Source organism: Paenibacillus sp. FSL M7-1414, assembly GCF_038003195.1.
GTDB lineage: Bacteria > Bacillota > Bacilli > Paenibacillales > Paenibacillaceae > Paenibacillus > Paenibacillus amylolyticus.
Genome location: NZ_JBBOOS010000001.1, coordinates 3,469,507 through 3,489,165, shown reverse-complemented (window position 1 = coordinate 3,489,165; position 19,659 = coordinate 3,469,507). Strand labels below are relative to the sequence as shown.

Sequence of the window (19,659 nt, the reverse complement as noted above, 5' to 3'; positions counted from 1 at the left end):
ATTTTCTGAACAGTCCAAAGGAGTGCGTTCTCTTTTTAAAATACTTTAGATTAATCACTGTTCTTTTCGTTTAAAAAACATCTTGCCAACCATAAGTCCCATAGCCGATGAACAGATCAGATATCCAAAGAACAAGAAAAGTAAATAAACACCATGAAGATCTGCAGGAATCTGTTTCAAACCTTCAAACCAAGCAAAACGAAAAGGATAAAAGATAACTACCCATATGATCAGCAAGAAAAGAAGAAAATTAATTATTTTTAGCACAATAATGATCCTTTCAAGCTTGAGTGGAAACAGTTGAATGTATATGCTTCATCTTTCATTTCGCATTACCTTACCACTGCCCGCACTATATTAGTTAGCTTATGTATTAGGGTTGATATGTTGAATCTATAAATAATTACTAATTATAACAGGAAACATTAGGAAGATGATCGTTACGGCATAAAGAAGCCCTTTCTTTTGGTGGAACGAGCTTCTTTTTGCGTTTCACGATAACACTTTATGCTTACTGAACACCAGGCGCGTTTTCATTCGTAGTTAAATTCGATCTTTTCTTCTTTCTTGGCTGCCCTTTCCAGGACAGATAAGTCCAAATCCGTAGGATATACTCGACAGGTCCATTGCTAAATTTCTTAAGATATAGCGGACTGAGCCACAGTTGAATAACGTAGACAGCAAGCGCAATAATTGCTCCGATAAACACGCCAGCACTTCCAAACAGTCCCAGGCCATATCCATAGAAAATTGTTGTACAGATTACGCTCTGCATCAGATAATTCGTCAACGAGAGACGGCCGACCGCCTCGAACCTGCCCATCAGGCTGAAACGGCGGTTTCCAGCATACAACAGCGCGAATGCGTATATGTATCCGAGTGCAAGCAACGCTCCTCCAAGCGTCCCCCCGATTCCTATTCCGAGCCAACCTTCCGCACCCAATTGTGGTGCCAATACACCGTATGCTTTGAGTATCAAACCTACCGGAATCAATAATGATGCCCGGCGAAGATACATAGCTCGCATCGTTTGGGGATCGCTAAACGTGCCTATTCTGGCAGCGTGCATGCCGAGCAGGAACATCGGCACCGTCATGAGTGGTGCTAACATCAGGGCTATCAGGGCAAATGACAGCTCCAAATCCCCGCCGAATGGATCGCCGTTATTACTGAAATTCCTGATTTCCGCGTATGTGCCGTTGCCGTATACATCCTGACTTTGAATGATGTAGTTCTCCATATGAATGGACTCAATCGCCAGCGGGTTCATCGGATTAGATGCCGGGAGACCAAGTATGCCCGATCCCATGAGTAGCAGTACCGCCCATATGAGCAGCGTTCTGGGTTTCCGATTAAGGAACATGAGCAAGAAGAAACCGAGTACACCATAAAATGTAAGGATATCCCCTTCCCACAGATAGATGATGTGCAGTAATCCGACTCCAAACAGTAGTAGAAAACGGCGTGCCAGATGACACTTTGGTCGTAAATCTCGTGATTTTAGGCTTTCCGAGAGCTTAACCATTCCAAAGCCAAACATAAATGCAAAAATCGGCATAAAACTTCCCACCACAGTGATCAGCAGGAATGAGAGGAAAGCCTGATCTGCTCCGCCAATCCCGAACAGTTGGGGTTTGCTCTGGCCATACATTCCATATTGGAAAGCCAGCATATTCGCCAGCACAATGCCGACCAGACTGAATCCACGCAGTCCATCAATGACTTGAACGCGCTTTTTTGATGTGCTCAATCAATCACCTCTGTCTATAACATAAAGATCAGATCTAAATATACGTTAAATCCTTCCATAATTTCAACATAAATTAATAAGCGGACGTTTATATTTTGATTTATTTTGACGTACCAATAAAACAAAAAAAGTCGCTATATTTAGCGACTTTCAGTTTGAACACCTTAAAGAGTGACAATAATTGGACCATTTTTAGTAAGAATAATCGTATGTTCTATTTGAGCTACATAGCTGTTTTTAGTAACAAAGGTCCAGCCGTCCCCTGTTTGGTCCACTTCTTCTTCTGAAGTTGAGATAAATGGCTCGAATGCGATAACCATACCTTCTTTTAACAATTCATCATCCGATGGATCATTATAATTATAGATGTGGTCAGGTGCTTCGTGTATTCCACGTCCAACACCATGTCCTGTAAGGTTTTTAATAACCGTTAATTCATGCTGTCTAGCAGTTTGGAATACGGCTTTCCCGATTCCGCTTTTTTTGGAGCCTGGTTTTGCTTTTTTAAGACCTGCTTCAAATGCCAGTTTAACAACGTCGCATATTTTCGTTAACACTTCTTCACCTTCGCCTACGACAAACGAGAGTCCCGTATCTGCAAAATAACTGTTCTTGGAGCCAGACACATCAATATTGACGATGTCCCCTTCTTGAATAACCCGATCTCCCGGAATACCATGTGCCACTTCTTCATTAACACTAATACAAGTAAATCCCGGGAAATTATATTCACTTTTTGGAGCAGAAACTGCGCCAGCTTTCTCAAAAAGCTCTCCTGCCAAATCATCAAGCTCTTTAGTCGTTATGCCTGGGATGGTTCTTTGAACCAATTCATCTCGAATAGAAGCCACAATTTTGCCAATTTCCTTCAAGCCATTAAAATCTTCTTCAGTTCTTGCGATCATTTTTTCTACCTCACTGTCTTTTATCATTAAATGATTACATAAGTATTTTTTTAATCGAACATTAGATAATCATATCCAAAGCAGCAAAGCTTCGCAACTTTTTTATCAAGTTCTTTATCAAGTTCCCTGATCAAAATCCGATGAGTTCAAATGCTGTCAGTGAAGTTGTTAAAGTTGATAGTATTCCATTAACTCGGATACAACAGCAACAAGTCTGTCCTTCAAACGCTGTGGTTCGATGACTTGAATGGACTTCCCATAGGATAGGAGAAAATAGGGGACGTATGTATCAATTGATTTTTCATCAAATAAAAAGATGGCTTGATTAGAAGTCCGCTCTTTCAGATAATGTCCCATAAACCAATGCAGCCCCAAGTCATCCAATGCCTCTGATCGGCCTTCGATAACCAAGGAAATTAACCCCTCTTTCCCTCCTACATCAGGTAACAAATTTTGCAGAAAAAATTCACGAGCAGAAAAAGCTTCCGAACGCTTAAAGCGGAGCGGAGTAAGCTTGATTCGCAGAATACGATCTGCCCGAAAGCTGCGGAACTCATTTCTCAAGTGGCAAAACGCAATGGTATACCATTTATTATTCCAGTAAACCATTCCATACGGGTCTATTACTCTATTCTTGGGTTGTTCATCTCGGCTTCTGAGATAATCAATTTCGACAGAGCAATGATTAGCCACGGCTTGCTCCAATTCCGCCAAGATCGGCTGAACCGATGGATCTCCCATGCGATTGATAACGTTAAACCCGGCTAAATGACGGCGAAGTGTGTTTTCCTGATCCTGATTTGTATACATTTTCAATTTGGATGTTGCATTGTCCAATGCCTCACTCAAAGGATATCCAGCTTCTTTTGCAAAAACAGCAGCTTGGAGAAGTGCCTTTTTTTCATCAATATCAAATAACAGAGGTGCCTTGATATGCTGATTCAGCAAGCTATACCCGCCGTTGTGACCTGTATCGGAAATGATCGGTACTCCACTGGCACATAAAGCATCAATATATCGATATACGGTTCTTATATTGATTTCTAACTTTTCGGACATCTGTTTTGCAGTTACTTTGGTGCCTGAATTCAGCATCCATAGAATGGCTAACATATTATCGTTCTTTGGCATAACCTGCATCCTCATCTTCAAATCATTATTGGATATCTCTACATTATATCAGTACAGCATATTTTACATAAAACAACTTCGTTGGGCGATACTACCTAGAAATATATTCTCCGGTTTGGAGCGAAGGCCAATGAAGAAATCCACAACTAATATTAATACCTCCGAGGTCATTATTGTAGTTATCAATTCAATACTCGGAGCTGGAATTCTAACACTCCCTCGCACAATTAGTAAAGCAGTAGGGACACCAGATGTATGGATTTCTGTCATTTTATCAGGATTAATTGTAACCACAATCAGCATCCTTCTTGTAACCTTGTGTCGTAGATTCCCCGGTAAAACGGTATTCGAATTTATACCCGAAATCACAGGTCAGTGGATTGCTTATCTATTGGGACTTTTAATTATCGTATATTTTGTTGTTCTTTGTTCATTCGAAGTTAGAGTCATGGCCGAAATTACAAGTATGTACATCCTTGAGCGCACGCCTACTTGGGTCACCATTATGGTCAGTTTGTGGATTGGTATTTATATGTTAACGGGTGGTCTTAAGGTCATCATCCGGGTCTTTTCAATCGTGTTGCCCGTTACGCTTGTGTTGTTAGCGCTGGTTTTCCTTTTAAGCAGCAAGATGTTTGAAATTAATAACCTCAGACCACTCCTGGGCGATGGATTCATGCCTGTGTTGAAAGGTCTTAAACCTTCGTGTCTCTCCTATTCTGGATATGAAGTTTTACTCATCATCACAGCTTACATGGTGGACGTGAAAGCGAGCAATAAAGCTGCTATATACAGCATACTTAGTTGTACGATCATATATTTGGTCACGATTGTTACCGTTGTAGGAAACTTATCTTTGCCAGGAATTCAAACACGAATGTGGCCAACGTTCGACATGGTTCGAAGTTTTGAAATTGAGGGGTTTCTTTTTGAGCGTTATGAATCGCTGTTCATTGTGTTTTGGCTGATGCAGATCTTTGCAACCTATGCTTTTAAACACTATTTTGCGGCAATCGGGATCCGAGATTTGTTTCGTCTCAAAAATATTACGAGCATACAATTCGCCATGTTGCCAGTCTTGTATGTAATTGCTTACTTGCCTAAAAACCTGGAGGAAACGTTAGCTTTGGGTGATTTTCTTGGCAATATGTCCATTTTTTTATTTGGCTTGTTACCGCTGCTACTGCTGATCATTAGTTTTGTTCGTAAAAAAGGCGGGAAGCAGGCTTCTAGTGAAGCACGTAAGACAAGCTGAATGTTTGGTTCTTATTGTGTGTAGACAGTAAAAAAAGCCGCTAAAATAGCGACTTTAATGGGAGTATATTTTCTTCATTATTTATTAAAAGTAACCTTTTCTGTACCGCCTTCAAAAATGATGGATGTGTCCCGCGGCTTCGATTCCGCAATTTTGCGGCCACCTCTGTAGGAATAAAGTACGCCGGCTTGTTTGCGAACAGCCTCATATTCGTTCTCTGCTTCAAGTACGATGAAGTTAGCAGGTTTACCTTCTTCAATACCGTATACATCCTCAATGTGTAACGTTCTTGCGCTGTTTTTCGTAATGAGGTCGATCGAATTCACGATCTGGTCGTAACCAAGCAGCTGCGAAGCATGAATCCCCATGTGCAGTACTTGCAGCATGTTGCCTGTACCGAGCGGATACCATGGATCGAAGATGTCATCGTGACCAAAGCAAACATTTAGACCTGCTTCCTGCAACTCTTTGACACGCGTCAGCCCTCTTCTTTTTGGATACGTGTCGAAGCGTCCTTGCAGGTGAATGTTAACCAGCGGATTGGAGACAAAGTTCAAATCAGCCATCTTCAGCAAACGGAACAATTTGTACGTATAAGCGTCATTATATGACCCCATTGCTGTCGTGTGGCTTGCCGTTGTTCGTGAACCCAGTCCACGCTCGTAAGCCTCCTTGGCAACGACTTCAACAAAACGGGATTGCTCATCATCGATTTCATCGCAATGGATATCGATGAGACGATCGTATTTTTCGGCCAGATCAAACGCGACCTTCATTGAATCAACACCGTATTCTCGTGTGAATTCGAAGTGTGGAATGCCGCCTACCACGTCAACGCCCATTTTCAACGACTCTTCCAGCAATTCTGCACCGTTTGGATAAGAGTGAATGCCTTCCTGTGGGAAAGCAACAAGCTGGATGTCCATATATGGAGCCATTTCTTCTTTTACTTCAAGCATGGCTTTAACGGCGATCAAGCTTGGATCGGTAACGTCCACATGTGTCCGCACATGCTGGATACCTTGTGCCAATTGCCATTTCAGTGCCGTTTTGGAACGTGTTTTGACATCTTCATGTGTTAAAAAAGCCTTGCGCTCTGACCAGCGTTGGATGCCTTCGAACAGCGTTCCGCTTAGATTCCACTCCGGCTCACCTGCAGTGAGCGTTGTATCGAGATGAATATGCGGCTCAATAAACGGTGGCAGCACAAGCGATCCGTTGACATCCAGGATCTCTTCATTCTCGGTCGTTTCCAGCGATTGTGTGATTCGTTCGAACTTTCCGTCTTTCACAACGATATTCCATAGTCCTTCTTTACCCCGCAATTTTGCGTTCTGTATAATCATTTATTTTCCCCATTTCTTTGGTTTCTTTCGCAGGAACAATCAGCATCAAAACGATATAGGCCACTGCTGTACCAAGCAGTGCGTTCAATGGTGTTACGCCAGGAGCCAGTTGAGCGAATGCCACGCCGATGGCCCAAGCCACCATCGCTACCCAGTTTACATTTTTGAATGACATGTCGGCAAATGGCTTATAGTTTCTACGTTTCACAATGAAGTAATCTGCGATAATAATAGCCCCGATCGATGGTACCGCCGCCCCCAGTACGTTTAGGAAGCTGACGAAGTTGTTGTACATCCACATGGCGAATACGGTACCCACGATACCGTTTACGACGACGAAGAATTTCTTTGAGATTTTGGTGATGTTCGCAAAACCAAGACCCGAAGCGTACAGTGCATTATCATTGGTCGTCCAGATATTCAGGCCCAGAACGATAATTGCCGGGATGATCAATCCTTGCAGGAACATGACCTCCGAGATATCGGCCAAGTTATATGCCATTGCACCAACTGCACCAAACAGAAACATGAGTGAGTTACCCAGGAAGAATGCAATCACTGTTGCGGTAACTGCCTGTTTCGATGTCCGGGAAAACCGGGCAAAATCGGGTGTCAGCGTTCCGCCGCTTATGAATGATCCGATACAGATCGTTAATGCTGCCGCCGCGGTAAGCGATTGAGTCGGCATGTAATCAAGCAACCCTTGCAGACCACCCAGCGAACCTGCACCTTCGAACATGGAGTAACCACCGAGAATGGCAATCGCAGGAACCGCGATATATCCGAGAATGACGAGTGACTTCATGCCAAAGATGGCTGATGCCGTCATGGCAAGTCCGAACACGATAATTAGCAGGTACACGTTCCAATCCATGGCTTTGGCGACTGGAATCGCGAACATGGCTACGCCTACTCCGAACCATCCGACTTGTGTGAAGCCTAGCAGGAATGAAGGCAGATACGACCCTTTCGCACCGAACGCATATTTAGCGAGCAAATGTGTTGACAGGCCCGTTTTGGCAGCGATATGTGCCAGTGCCCCTGTGTAGATACCGAGCACCAGATTACCCGCAAGCACGATGCCAATGAACTCCATGAACGTCAAGCTTACTCCCAACGTGCCTCCTGCCAGCATGCTTGCTGAGAAAAATGTGAAACCGAGCATGACGGATAACGTCTTCCAAAAGTGGTTTCTTTGTGATTTCGGCACAGCTTGCCATGAAAACTCTTGATCTTGTTTGCTCATCAGAATACCCCCAACGTAAAGTGTATCTGATACCAAAAAAAGCAGAAAAAAGAGGCTACTCGTCAAGTTATACACTGACAAGTAGCCTCTTTTTGCATCATAATCCGCGCGAAGACACAGAGCATCCCATGACGGGATAAGCCCTGATTCTCGCGTGATTATGAAATCCGCTGCCCTTGCCAGCCTCTCTGGACTGAATTAAAGGTACCAGTATTCAATTACATACTATTATTTTGGAAAAACCTGCAGTTGTCAATGTCATTATTATCCAAAGGTTATTAATTTCTTATACAGCAAGCTGTTTTTTTATCATTCCTCCTTAACCAGTGGCTGGAGCAAGCAAATAATAATGTCGAGTTTACGATATGTGTCCAACAACCTCTGGTAATACTCTTTCGTATTCCTTATATAAAACATAACGATTAACACCTCTGGAAGAGTTAAGTGCTTCATGCGCGTGCTGAATAGCGGTATCGCGGTTTTCTGCTTTGAGTTCAATACCCGCGAGCAATGTTGATCGCATCCACTGTTTTTTAATGGATTGAAGTCTTTCACGCGCATCTTCACTTTTCCCGTCTTCCAAGAGTAGAATGGTTTCGTAATATGTACGGTAGTCCGATAAGCCGATATGAGGTACAGCTTGCCGAATGGCAAACATATCCTTGCGATATAATCCGTAAGCTGCCTTGAACTGTGCTTGTGTTGTTCTTCGCTTATATTTCTGCATAATCTGCTCCATAACTAGTTCTACCTCATCATCAAGTCTGTTTGCAAGAACGTAAATAATGTATGTCCCAGGTGTATTTTGCTGCTTGGATAAAAAGGACTCTAACCGATCTATACGCTTATCAAATACTAAAGGATAAAAAACATGCTTAATAAATGCGATAAGAATGGTAACGACTACAACCCCCACAATCAGAAATAGAGGATATTCGTTTATTTGCATAAACAAGACAAACATCAATACAACCAAATAAAACCCGAATTCCCACCAAGAGTACCTCATAATGAATCTCCTTCTAATAGAAAAATAACCAGCAAGTCTATATTATATCAAATTTAATTCCCCTTTTTGTATAATCTTAGGAAACAAAAATCACGAAGAATATTCTATCTGTCGCAAAATCAAGCCTGATTAGATTTACTGATACAACAAAAAAGCCGCTATATTAGCGACTTTCAGTTGAAATAATTGAATTTATTATTGTCCACTTAATAGTTCTTCAAAAGCTTTTATGTTCGTGTCAAAATCAGGAACGGTTTGAGTTTCTTCAGCAGATTTGACCAGTTTTACTACTAAATCATTATAAGGTGTCGCAATTCCGGTACCTTCTGCTCTGCTTGAAACAACCCCATTAATATAATCAATCTCCGTTTTGCGGTTCTTCTCCAGATCTTGAAGCATGCTTGCTTTGAGCAATCTGGAGGGCTCCATCACGTAACGTAATGTTTTCACCCGTTCAGGGATATCTTCTTTGCTGTTCAGTTCGAGTGAAGCGATGTCGAATCCATTCATTTTAACCAATGTGACTCCATTGGCACGAGCAACTTTAATCGTCTCGTCCGCAATATGAGCTGCACTTACAATGCCGGCTTCATGATCGATAATATCCCCGTATTCCCCATTCAATGCAGCTGATAAACCACTAAATGCATTGTTAATCAACAATTTGGACCATTTGGTTCCAACCAGGTTATCGGAAATATGTGTTCCACCCACAAGGTCCAACACCGATTTGACACGTTGAATTCGTTCGGTGATTTCACCATTTAATTCACCAATCTGAAAAGCATACTGCTTAAATTGAGTGTACTCGATGGTCAGGCTCGACACACCCGGTTCAATGAGCGTAGCGCCAAATTCAACGGAGCCAGCAATCACACGTTTTTCACCCACAATGGACGCCACTTTTTCTTCCGGAATCCCGTTCTGCAACGAACACACCATACTTTCTTCTTTCAAGAATGGAAGTAATTCCTGAAGAATGGAATCGTTGTAGAGTTGTTTGGTTAAAAGTAAAACAAGGTCATACTGTCCTGATTTCTGATCGGGAGTAATTGCTTTTACTTTGGCCTGAAACTCTGTGGTACCCGTCACTTTAGCACCCGTCTGATTTAAAGCATCTACATGTTCCTGATATGCATCAATTAACTCAACGTCCAGTCCGCCATCCGCAAGGTATGCGCCTACGATGGTTCCCAAAGATCCTGCTCCTACAATTGCAATTCTCATTATATTTTTCCTCCTTATTTCTCTTCCAGGTAGTTGTATACAGGTTGTGCAGCGTTTAAGGTTAAGTTGGTAAGAATATGAGAAGCGGACACAACTTCCAACACAGGCAGATCTGCAAGAGGTGCCAACGCATGTTCGAACAGTTGAAGCCGGGCAGGTCCTGTCCAAGCCTCCTTCACTTCGATGTCCGTAATTTGAGTACGGATCAGATCACATATTCTTAAATTCCCGGTATAGTCGGTAGCAATCTTAATCATAAAATTAGGTCGGCATATTTCACGTTTGGCGAACTCTTTATCCATCTCCACATGTTTATATCCCATCGTTGCCGTGGCTACACGCAGCGTTCCATAATCAAGTGTGCCGACAAGTGTATCTGAATCGGTATACAGCTTGGGCGCACCCAGCTTTTTCGGATAGGCGGTGAGCTCTCGACCACTCGCAATCGCGGGGAAATTGTCTACGTACATCGAATGCACATAATCGCCTTCCTCCCCATTAAATTGAACAGGGATAACTTGTCCAGCTTCTGTATAAGCACCCAGTCCAGAAACATCCGGCATCCACATCACTTCGAATTTAACCAAAGGTTCAGTAATTTCCAGAGGCTCTGGTACGGCTGCCCGTAACGCTTTTTCATCGGTCCGGTAAATAATATTCAAATATTCACGATTCACGAATTTGTACGGTGGCATTGGATATGCAGGAGCTGTTAGGGGTGTATTCAGATTTTTAGCTATGTTATTCACATCGATTTTCATCAAAGACACCTACCTTATGTTTTGTTTCTATATAAGTTGAACTCAAGATCATTCACACTGACACTACGATGACAGAACAACCTTCCAATCGCTGTTATCCCCAGATTTTTCGATTCCCCTTCTAAAGGGGAAAATCCGGTGATAGGTTATGCTTCCGATGTAGCTTTCTTTCAGAAAGCTTTTAGGCGAACGCTTTGCTTTTTCAGGTTTTTTCTTTCCTCTCCGTTATTGTGTAAATAATTAGTTCAACTTATATAGTCAGGTTTTTGGTATTTAAAATTTGATCTGTATCTCATAAAAAAATTCTACATCAATATTTAAATTTAATATAATACATAATAAGTACTATATATATTTATCAGAATAAATAAGGAGTGCGAATGGATGGAATTGCTTCAGCTCAAATACTTTCAAACCGTTGCCTATACTGAACATATCTCCAAGGCAGCTGCCCAATTGAATATCGCTCAACCTTCCCTAAGCTTAACGATTAAAAGACTTGAGGATGAACTGGGTACCCCCTTATTTCATAGGAGAGGACGAAATATTCAACTGAATTCCTCAGGTGAGATTTTATTGAAGCATGTAAACCGGATTTTTATTGAAATTGAAAATGCAGAGATGGAGATTAAAGCGGAGGAACAGCAAATATCCAATACGATCAGGATCTCGATTACGAATACCCGATTTCTCACTGGTCTCATTAGTGACTATATCAACGGTTCCCCTGAAACCAAGCTTCATCAGGGTATTGGGACCCGCAGTGAAATTATTACAGGTTTGAAGAAAGGTGACATGCATCTGGGCATTACGGGGCATCCGATTCAGGATGAGGAGATTGAGAGTGTTGTTCTTGTTGAGGAGGACATTGTTCTTGTTGTGCCCACGGATCATGCATACGGCGGAGAAACAAGCATTTCATTAAGTGTTGTTGCAAATGAGCCCTTTATTTCCCTTGCCGATAATAAGGAGTACAGCCACTTTACAACTATGCTCTGTGAAAAAGCAGGTTTCCTCCCCAATCATGCATTTGAGGTCGATTCTCATACCCTGCTTGAAATTATCAGCCTTAATCAAGGTGTTGCATTAATTCCGATCTCCGTATGTAGAGCACTGGGGTTACGTTATGTAAAAATTGCTGATGATTCAGCTATATATCCCATTAGCCTATCCTGGGTCAAACAAAAACGGTTATCTCCTGCTGTTGGAGAATTTCGTGATTTTATTACTTCGTACTATGAAGACCATGCTGGATTGTTTAAAGTGGAGTAGGATTTCTTGATACATGACAAACGATAAAAACAAAGACCACGTTAGTCCCTTTGAAGGAACCGATGTGGTCTTTGATCGTTATCGTTCTTAGCTATACTGCAGTCTATCCTTGTACCAAACGTCCGGAATCATCTTACGCTCCAGTTCCAACAATTCATGGATGATCTTGTCCGCGTCACTGATGGAACTCACGAGCGGGTCGGTGAGCATCGCCCTTCTCAGCTTCTCGTAGCTCTGTTCCAGAACAGCTTCAACCGTAAGCTCATGCGTATCCAGTACAAGTTCTTGCATCCCTCTTATCCCACGCGGCATCTCGCCTACATGGAGTGGTTTCGCCCCATCCATATCTACATCGCACAGTAGTTCCAGGAACGAATCCGCATTCATATTGGTTACCGCTCCTTGATTGAGCGTATTGATGAAGAACTTTTTGCCCAAGTTCCCTACCATATTCTCAATGATGTCGGTCGCATGATCTGGTCCGAAGGTGCTCATGTAATCGGCAATCGGAATGTTCCCTGCAAGAAAGTCATCCACCTGACGCCACATTTCGTCATGACGCTCATACCTGTCCTCTGTCTCCCAGATCGATAATGGCGGAATGGTGTCCGCAGTTTTGCCAAGACCCTGCCAATACCGAACGTATTCCTTCGTATGCGCCGTACAAGTAGGAATGATTCCGAAAATATCATATAGTTCATAGGTAATTGCATCGTTATACAGAGCTTTTGCGCCGCGATCACCGCCGTTATTTTCATCACCTGCCATCTTGCGCATGGCTTCTGCGATTGTGGGCATCACATTGTTTCCTTCATACTCGGCTTTGAGCAGCCAAGTGAAATGATTAACACCCGCGATACGAAGATCGAATTTCTGGTCTATTCCTGCGGTAAACTGGCTTGTATTTTCGATGATTCCGGCTCGTACGGCATAATAGGCTTTCTTATGCGGCATATGATGACTATCGCACAGCGCAAACGATTTAAGCTTCGGAGCATATCGATGTAATGCGATGCCATGAACGGTAGACGGGTTAATATAATTGATCACCCACGCATCTGGACACAGCTCCTCTATGTCTTTGGCGCATTCCATGATAACCGGCAGTTCCCGCATCGCGCGAAAGATTCCTCCAGGGCCAATCGTATCGCCGGAACACATGCGAATCCCATACTTTAGAGAAATCTGGCAGTCGATGCCCCGATACTTCACCGATTGCTCCGCAAAGCTGAGTACAACGAAGTCGGCTCCCGGAAGCACCTGTCTTCGATCCACCGAACCCTCAATCTTTAGGGATACGTTGTTCTCCTTGGCGACCATTTCCGCTAGTTTTACCATTTTCGAAAGCCGTTCCTCGTCCGTATCCACCAAAGCCAGCGTTCCCTGATTCAAATATGGGGAGTGTACCATCTGCCAGATGGACTGCCGACCAAAAAACAGGCTGCCCGCCCCAATAACAACTACCTTTGGATGCTGAGTACTTGTAGCATTCATCAATAACCCCTCCTCTTAACGATATAAGTTCATTATAGGTGAGTGAGCTGGAATCGGAATGTGTGATAGTTTTCAAAACATGTCATATCGTACGATAGTTAACAAGAGATAAATCCTTTGTTATGATAGTGAAAAATGAAGGATGTCATAAAGTAGAGAGGAATGAGTTGGATTAGATGCACACAGGAACTGTAAATATGAGTATAATCGACGAACTTTCGGAGTATATCACACTTCGCATGAGCTCTTATTTGGAACAAACGCACGACAGTAATTGGACGGAGCACAAGGCTCATTCCGATTATGATCTGTGGTTCATTACAGCAGGCTCCGTCCAGATTACCATCGATGGAATCGAGCATATCGCAGGCCCGGGTGACGTGGTGTTTTTTTATCCGGATATGCCCTATATTGCTTCCACGACCGGAGAGATGTGCCGATTCGTATACATGCACTTTGATTTCAGCATCGCTGAGCAAAAGCGAATTCTCGGCGAGTTTCAGCTCCCGGGCATCGTACCTGGCAATCTGATTCAAGAGGAATCAACGCTATTCACCTCGTCCTATCGAAGATTCAAGCAGAGTAGCGGCGCTTCCGCCAGTCCACTTTATTTGAAAGCCTCTCTACTTCTCGTCATCGCCAAAATTTTGGAATTACATAGGCAAGGGCTGTATCAGGGTGAGTTTCTGAAAGACCGAAAACCGAGGAAGATCGAAGGAAGTCTGGAAGTTCTGCAGAATGTCTTCCCATACGTGGATGCAAATCTGCATCGTGCCATCCGAGTTAACGAACTTGCAGACATTGCTGGCGTCTCTGAGAAATATTTTATTTCGTTGTTTAAAAAAATTCTCGGTATTACACCGGGGCAGTATATCAATCAGATCAAAATGAACCGGGCCAGAGACTATCTGTACGAGAAAAAATATACGATCCAGCAAATTGCCGGATTTCTGGGTTATCCCGATCCCTTTACGTTCTCCAAAGCATTCAAAAAATTCTACAACGTGCCCCCTTCCAAATTTGAATAACATACCGCAGACAAAGAAAGAGGCAACCGATCAATCCGGCTGCCTCCCCACTTGATGAATCCTTGGTTATTCAGGGTTTAGTTTACGTACAGGTCCCTTCAGCGTCCCTCATACTCAAAAGGAGCTTCAGTGGAATACATTTCATGGAAAAATCCTTTATACGGTATATCCTCTTCCAGACATTTAATGAGATACAGCAGTTCTTCGTTAGCTTCCGGTTCTTCGCCAGCACGCAGCATTTCCTCAAATTGACCTAGAATATTCTCCAAGAGAGTGACTTGAATAAATAAAGGCAGCTTCTCCAGCATCGAATCTTCGATCTTGGTTTCGGAAGTATATCCAGCGAGGGCGGTTTGGAAATAGTCATCCATGAACTGTTTGCGTTTATCCGCATTTGGCTCAAACTGAATCCAGCCGACGCCGTGCGTCCATAGATCTGCCAGATCATACATATACCAACCGAAGCATGAATTATCAAAATCATACACAGTGATCTGACCGGTATCAAAATCGATCGAGTAATTTCCATCGTTATAATCAAAATGGATCATGCCGAATGTCTCTTGGTTTGTATCCAAACCTTGTAAGGTATTCAGGAGCTCAACCATCTTCTCCTTAAGCAGAGGGAATGATTCAGGTACCAGATTATCGATATATTCACCGCTGTAATTGTCAATCAAATGATGCCGGCGATGGACGGGAGTGTAGCCTTTCGATAGTTGATGCATCCTGCCCAGAACTTTTCCGCTATTATAATAGTATTCGCTAAGTGGGACCCCTTCACGGTACTGATAATGGTTTTCTACCAGCAACTTCCCCTTGGCTTTTACAAACATACAGATAAAGAACGTATGCTCATTATAAGTGATCTCTTCTAACAGATGACCCTTTTTCGAGCTAACTACATTCGAGACACTTGCACCGTGCTCAAACAGATACCGGACATACTCCAGTTCGGCAATGTAATCTTCCCGCTTTCTGTCAGGCAAAAAAGACACCCGTAGAATTAGCGATTCACGCCCCTCTTGCTCGCAAGTGTAAACGACATTACGTCCACCCTCATGAGGCGGAATAAGCTGAATATTGTAACCCTCCAGATGAAACAACTCGGGTACCAGCGTCAGTACATGTGTATTGCTGATGTTAACAGCTTCGTTAAAATTAATAATAATCTCCTCCAGTAAACATTGTTTGGACGGTTTCCCGCAGTGCAATGTCCACAAAAGGAATCTGTAACGCAAATATCCTTCTGTGAACCTAAAGCAAAATCACCTTGTTAGACATTTAAAAACGCTCCTTTTTGTTCAGATGGTTACATCTTATCCTAATATTCCACATTTTACTAGCCAAATTTATAACTCAGCAGCCTCGTAATAGTACCTTATCAAAATGTCCTGATCGTAGTTGCCGAACCCTTTCCCGAACAACGTAAGTCCGCCTCGACCGGGCACCCCTTCTTCCGGTCTTAATCCAAACGTCCAGTAAGTGGATGAATCCAGCTCCAGATCATGGATACGCACATCTGAGATGCGCTGGCTATCCATAAACGTCCCTTCTCCGTTAATACGCAGCACCTTCAGTACACCATACTGGTTGACGTCCAATTTCCACCATAGCGGTGTATGTTTGCCCTTCCGATCTCCAAAATCCCCTGGGCTTGTCCAAGTTCCGAGGTGATGACCATTAAGGGAAAAACGGATGTCAGAAGGCCAGTTTTCATTAACTTGGGGTGCTTCCGAACTGAGTTCGAGTGAAATTTCAATTTCCTGGAGATGCTGTTCTGTATTCAGATAATTGGGAATCTTATATTCAAGAAAACCTCGTGCCATCCAAAGGATTCCCGCGTTCACCCGATCCGGGTCCATAAAGCAGGCAGGCGTGTCGTACTGTCCAATCATCTGCGTAGTTGTCGCAATCCCGCAGGTCGGCCATGCTTCATAATCTGTATATTGACCTACCGGTATGGATATTTCATGGTAAGGAGCGTCAACAGGCTCTGGTGACAGGTTAATAGTCATGAATTCTCGTACGATAAAACAGTATTTATAGGTTCCACCGTTCTCCCGTTTCATTCGGCTACCGACAATTCCTGCTTTTTGCAGCTTGCTTACATGTGTACTTACAATAGCTTTGCTCAGAAAAAGCTCTTGGGCAAGCGCATTGATATGCATTTCCCTGTTTTGTAGCAGCAGGCGCACAATGTTTAAACGGGCTTCACTTGCCAGTGCCTCGTAAATTAGCAATGAAGCTGCATCTGTCCCAAGCATCATGATGTCCACTTCCTTTTTGAGTAAAATCGATCTATTTCAATTTCAGGATTCGTTATTTAGCGAACTCATAAAAATGAACTTGCTCAATATATAAGCATTATGATACATATTAGATAACAAATCAATGATTTGATTTTGCTTTTAAGCGAATTCAATACCACTGTTAATTCTTTTAAAAATATGAATTCATCCAATGGAGGTACATACCATGCTTACATCCAAAATGCTTATCGATAAAGACTTTCAGATTGCTGAAGTAGATCCGCGTGTCTATGGTTCATTTATAGAACATCTGGGACGGGCCGTATACGGCGGCATATATGATCCAGGTCATCCCACCGCAGATGCTCAAGGTTTCCGTCAGGACGCTATTGAAGCGATCAAGGCTTTGAATGTACCCATCGTTCGTTATCCGGGCGGCAATTTCGTATCCGGTTACAATTGGGAGGACGGCGTTGGTCCGGTAGCGGAGCGTAAACGCAGACTTGAACTCGCTTGGTGGACGATTGAAACAAATGCGGTAGGAACAAACGAATTTGCAGATTGGGCCAAGCTGGTTGGAACCGAAGTCATGATGGCTGTAAATCTGGGTACTCGCGGTATTGATGCGGCCAGAAACCTGATCGAATACTGCAACCACCCATCTGGCACATACTGGAGTGATCTGCGTATCTCTCACGGTTACAAAGACCCGCATAAATTCAAAACCTGGTGTCTAGGCAACGAAATGGACGGCCCTTGGCAGATTGGTGCAATGACTGCATATGAATATGGCCGTATTGCCAATGAGACCGCTAAAGCGATGAAATGGGTTGATCCGGATATTGAACTCGTCGCGTGCGGCAGCTCCAGCCGTGACATGAGTACATTTGCAGATTGGGAAGCAACTGTGCTGGATCTCACCTATGAAAATGTGGACTACTTGTCCCTGCATCAGTACTACAACAATAATAAAGACAACACGTATGACTTTCTGGCGACATCGCTGGATCTGGATCAATTTATTGATAGTGTGGCTTCAATCTGTGATTTTGTACAAGCCAAGAAACGCAGCAAAAAGAAATTAATGCTGTCTCTGGATGAATGGAATGTCTGGAAATCCATCGGCACAAGCCGTATGGAAGAACGGTGGCAGATTGCGCCTCCAGAGTTTGAAGATGTGTATACACATGAAGATGCACTAGCTGTGGGCTGTTATCTGATTACCATACTCAAGCACGCCGACCGTGTAAAAATGGCTTGCCTTGCTCAGTTGATTAACACCATTGCACCAATCATGACGGAAAATAACGGAGCAATCTGGTTCCAGACGACGTATTTCCCATTCATGCACGCATCCAACTTCGGCCGTGGTACGGTGTTGCGATCCATCACAACTTCACCTAAATATGATTCCAAAGACTTTACAGATGTGCCTTATCTCGAAGCGATCAGTGTGCATGATGAAGAGAACGGCACGATCACAATCTTTGCGGTGAACAGACATTTGGATGAGAAGTTGGAACTGAATGTGGATCTGCGTTCCTTCGGAGAAACGACATTTGTGGAGCATATTGTATTGGAGAACAACGACTTGAAAGCCACCAATACCAAAGAAAACCCACGTAACGTTGTTCCTCACAACGGTGGATATACAACGGTTGACCAGGGTAAAGTGCAAGCAGTCTTGAACAAAGCATCATGGAACGTGATTCGCCTCAAAACCAAACAGGCATAATAAATAATAAGAGCGGGATAGAATTCTCTCTTACTCTGCAACATCAGCATTGTTTTCCGCACCGCGTGTAGCTCCCTGCGCGCGGTGCTTTTTGCTGTATGATGGCAAACGGCCCAACTACATAGTTCCAAAGTTAGAAGTGTGGCGCGTATTTGAAACCTCATTTTTTATTCCTCGCAACGAACGAATTTAACGAACACAGGGAGTCTTATTTAACCCGTTTCGGGCGAATTTTAATTCTAACGAACACAGAGGAAGCTATGCTGCAGAATCTGCCCCTTTATCACACTATATCTTACATTTTGCAGCAAATAGGGTTTGTCATGTTCGTTAGAATTTTAACGGCTTGATATTGACCCGAATACGGTTTCTGAGGTTCGTTAGCGCTGAGCAAGCATGCGAAATCGAGCTGGTTCGAACCTCATATACAGCATAAGCAAATAAGCCACCCTCCGTTTGGCGTACGGAGAGCAGCTTGCAGTGAAGCATCTAGCGAAGAAGCTGAAACAGAACAGAGAAGAAGATAAGGAACAGAACAGATCAGAAAGAGATCAAATCACCCAACACACTAGCAATGCTTCCTTCCCAAATGCAACGAAGGTTGTGTTCTATTTCACGATTTTCATTTCAAGTATTATCCTTGTTGTGCTTCCTCTTCACCTTCGGTTTCAGCCTGAGCTGCTTGGCTTGCTGGAGTCATCAGCCCTTGAACTGCTCCCATAAATGGCTGAATCTGCTTAATCATGCCATACCCCATTTTGACCACAGGTGTAAACCGCTGGATCATGCCAAACAACCGCATGCCACCGCTTAACATACCTCCAATCGACCCTGCACCGCCAAAGCCACCTAACAGTGAGCCTAGCATAGGCATGAAAGATGATACCTGGGCTTGCCTAGACGTTGAACGAGACATCGACCGGGATCGTACTTGCGACTTACGTGTGCTGTTCACCCGTTTACGGTTTCGAGAGGATGCTGTTTTTCTCGTAGCCCCTGCTTTAGGTTTGGTTTTGCGAGCACTGCCTTCAGATGAGGGTGCTGTGATTGCGGTCTGAGTAAGCTTTCCGCCCCCGGTAAGCACTACGCCTTCGCTGTTAACACCAGAGATGTACCCGACGTACGTCTCGCCATTATGAAGAGTCACGCAGACTGGGCGATCCTTGAGCCGTTTCACCCGGACGTGTATTTCATTGGTTTTAGCCATGGAATTCACCTCACTTGACTTGATCTACTTCAGTCTACGCA

The 19,659-nt window shown here is 43.4% G+C and carries 16 protein-coding genes; 4 read left to right on the top strand and 12 right to left on the bottom strand.

The genetic code is table 11. The annotated features are described in order from the left end of the window. Positions 1–511 precede the first annotated feature (511 nt). The 3 genes from MHH92_RS15165 to MHH92_RS15155 all read right to left on the bottom strand — a co-directional run bounded on the left by MHH92_RS15165 (position 512) and on the right by MHH92_RS15155 (position 3,786). A complete protein-coding gene (locus tag MHH92_RS15165; RefSeq protein WP_340904651.1) occupies positions 512–1,750 on the bottom strand; it encodes a DUF418 domain-containing protein in 1,239 nt (412 codons plus the stop codon). Between the two features lie 164 nt (positions 1,751–1,914). Beyond that, complete coding sequence (gene map, locus MHH92_RS15160) at positions 1,915–2,655, bottom strand: type I methionyl aminopeptidase (protein ID WP_340904650.1); 741 nt, start codon at positions 2,653–2,655, stop codon at positions 1,915–1,917. A 168-nt stretch (positions 2,656–2,823) separates the two neighbouring features. After that, positions 2,824–3,786, bottom strand: a complete 963-nt coding sequence (locus MHH92_RS15155; protein WP_340904648.1) for a helix-turn-helix transcriptional regulator — start codon at positions 3,784–3,786, stop codon at positions 2,824–2,826. 130 nt (positions 3,787–3,916) lie between these two features. On the opposite strand from MHH92_RS15155, the gene MHH92_RS15150 reads away from it, so the two are divergent. Next, the gene (locus MHH92_RS15150) at positions 3,917–5,041 is read left to right on the top strand and encodes a GerAB/ArcD/ProY family transporter (protein ID WP_340904647.1); all 1,125 of its coding nucleotides are present in this window, start codon (positions 3,917–3,919) and stop codon (positions 5,039–5,041) included. Positions 5,042–5,118: 77 nt separating this feature from the next. Here MHH92_RS15150 and MHH92_RS15145 read toward each other — a convergent pair whose 3' ends face one another. The 5 genes from MHH92_RS15145 to MHH92_RS15125 all read right to left on the bottom strand — a co-directional run bounded on the left by MHH92_RS15145 (position 5,119) and on the right by MHH92_RS15125 (position 10,630). Next, a complete protein-coding gene (locus MHH92_RS15145; RefSeq protein ID WP_339187257.1) occupies positions 5,119–6,387 on the bottom strand; it encodes a cytosine deaminase in 1,269 nt (422 codons plus the stop codon). Then, positions 6,356–7,633 (bottom strand): cytosine permease, encoded by a 1,278-nt coding sequence (codB, locus tag MHH92_RS15140; RefSeq protein WP_101313809.1) that lies wholly within the window; start codon positions 7,631–7,633, stop codon positions 6,356–6,358. The genes MHH92_RS15145 and codB overlap by 32 nt, the downstream gene beginning before the upstream one ends. Before the next feature lie 358 nt (positions 7,634–7,991). Next, a complete protein-coding gene (locus MHH92_RS15135; protein WP_340904645.1) occupies positions 7,992–8,642 on the bottom strand; it encodes a hypothetical protein in 651 nt (216 codons plus the stop codon). A gap of 195 nt (positions 8,643–8,837) precedes the next feature. Next, positions 8,838–9,869: a ketopantoate reductase family protein gene (locus MHH92_RS15130; protein ID WP_340904644.1), complete on the bottom strand. Its 1,032-nt coding sequence runs from the start codon at positions 9,867–9,869 to the stop codon at positions 8,838–8,840. A gap of 14 nt (positions 9,870–9,883) precedes the next feature. Next, positions 9,884–10,630 carry an acetoacetate decarboxylase gene (locus tag MHH92_RS15125; RefSeq protein ID WP_082704226.1) on the bottom strand — a complete coding sequence of 249 codons (747 nt, stop codon included), beginning with the start codon at positions 10,628–10,630 and terminating at the stop codon, positions 9,884–9,886. A gap of 384 nt (positions 10,631–11,014) precedes the next feature. Between MHH92_RS15125 and MHH92_RS15120 the strand changes: the two genes are divergently transcribed. Further along, entirely contained in the window at positions 11,015–11,902 is an 888-nt protein-coding gene (locus MHH92_RS15120) for a LysR family transcriptional regulator (RefSeq protein WP_340904640.1), read from the top strand. A gap of 87 nt (positions 11,903–11,989) precedes the next feature. Here the strand turns inward: MHH92_RS15120 and MHH92_RS15115 are convergent, their stop codons facing one another. Next, positions 11,990–13,396 carry a family 4 glycosyl hydrolase gene (locus MHH92_RS15115; protein ID WP_340904639.1) on the bottom strand — a complete coding sequence of 469 codons (1,407 nt, stop codon included), beginning with the start codon at positions 13,394–13,396 and terminating at the stop codon, positions 11,990–11,992. Positions 13,397–13,572: 176 nt separating this feature from the next. Here MHH92_RS15115 and MHH92_RS15110 point away from each other — a divergent pair, with 176 nt between their 5' ends. Then, a complete protein-coding gene (locus tag MHH92_RS15110; protein ID WP_340904638.1) occupies positions 13,573–14,424 on the top strand; it encodes an AraC family transcriptional regulator in 852 nt (283 codons plus the stop codon). Positions 14,425–14,522: 98 nt separating this feature from the next. Here the strand turns inward: MHH92_RS15110 and MHH92_RS15105 are convergent, their stop codons facing one another. Continuing rightward, the gene (locus MHH92_RS15105) at positions 14,523–15,665 is read right to left on the bottom strand and encodes a phosphotransferase enzyme family protein (protein WP_340904637.1); all 1,143 of its coding nucleotides are present in this window, start codon (positions 15,663–15,665) and stop codon (positions 14,523–14,525) included. Positions 15,666–15,776: 111 nt separating this feature from the next. Beyond that, the gene (locus tag MHH92_RS15100; protein ID WP_101313801.1) at positions 15,777–16,694 is read right to left on the bottom strand and encodes an ArsR/SmtB family transcription factor; all 918 of its coding nucleotides are present in this window, start codon (positions 16,692–16,694) and stop codon (positions 15,777–15,779) included. Between the two features lie 208 nt (positions 16,695–16,902). Here MHH92_RS15100 and arfA point away from each other — a divergent pair, with 208 nt between their 5' ends. Continuing rightward, a complete protein-coding gene (gene arfA / locus MHH92_RS15095) occupies positions 16,903–18,411 on the top strand; it encodes an arabinosylfuranosidase ArfA (protein WP_047843004.1) in 1,509 nt (502 codons plus the stop codon). A gap of 634 nt (positions 18,412–19,045) precedes the next feature. On the opposite strand, the gene MHH92_RS15090 is transcribed toward arfA, so the two are convergent. Then, positions 19,046–19,618: a hypothetical protein gene (locus MHH92_RS15090; RefSeq protein ID WP_340904635.1), complete on the bottom strand. Its 573-nt coding sequence runs from the start codon at positions 19,616–19,618 to the stop codon at positions 19,046–19,048. Positions 19,619–19,659 lie beyond the last annotated feature (41 nt).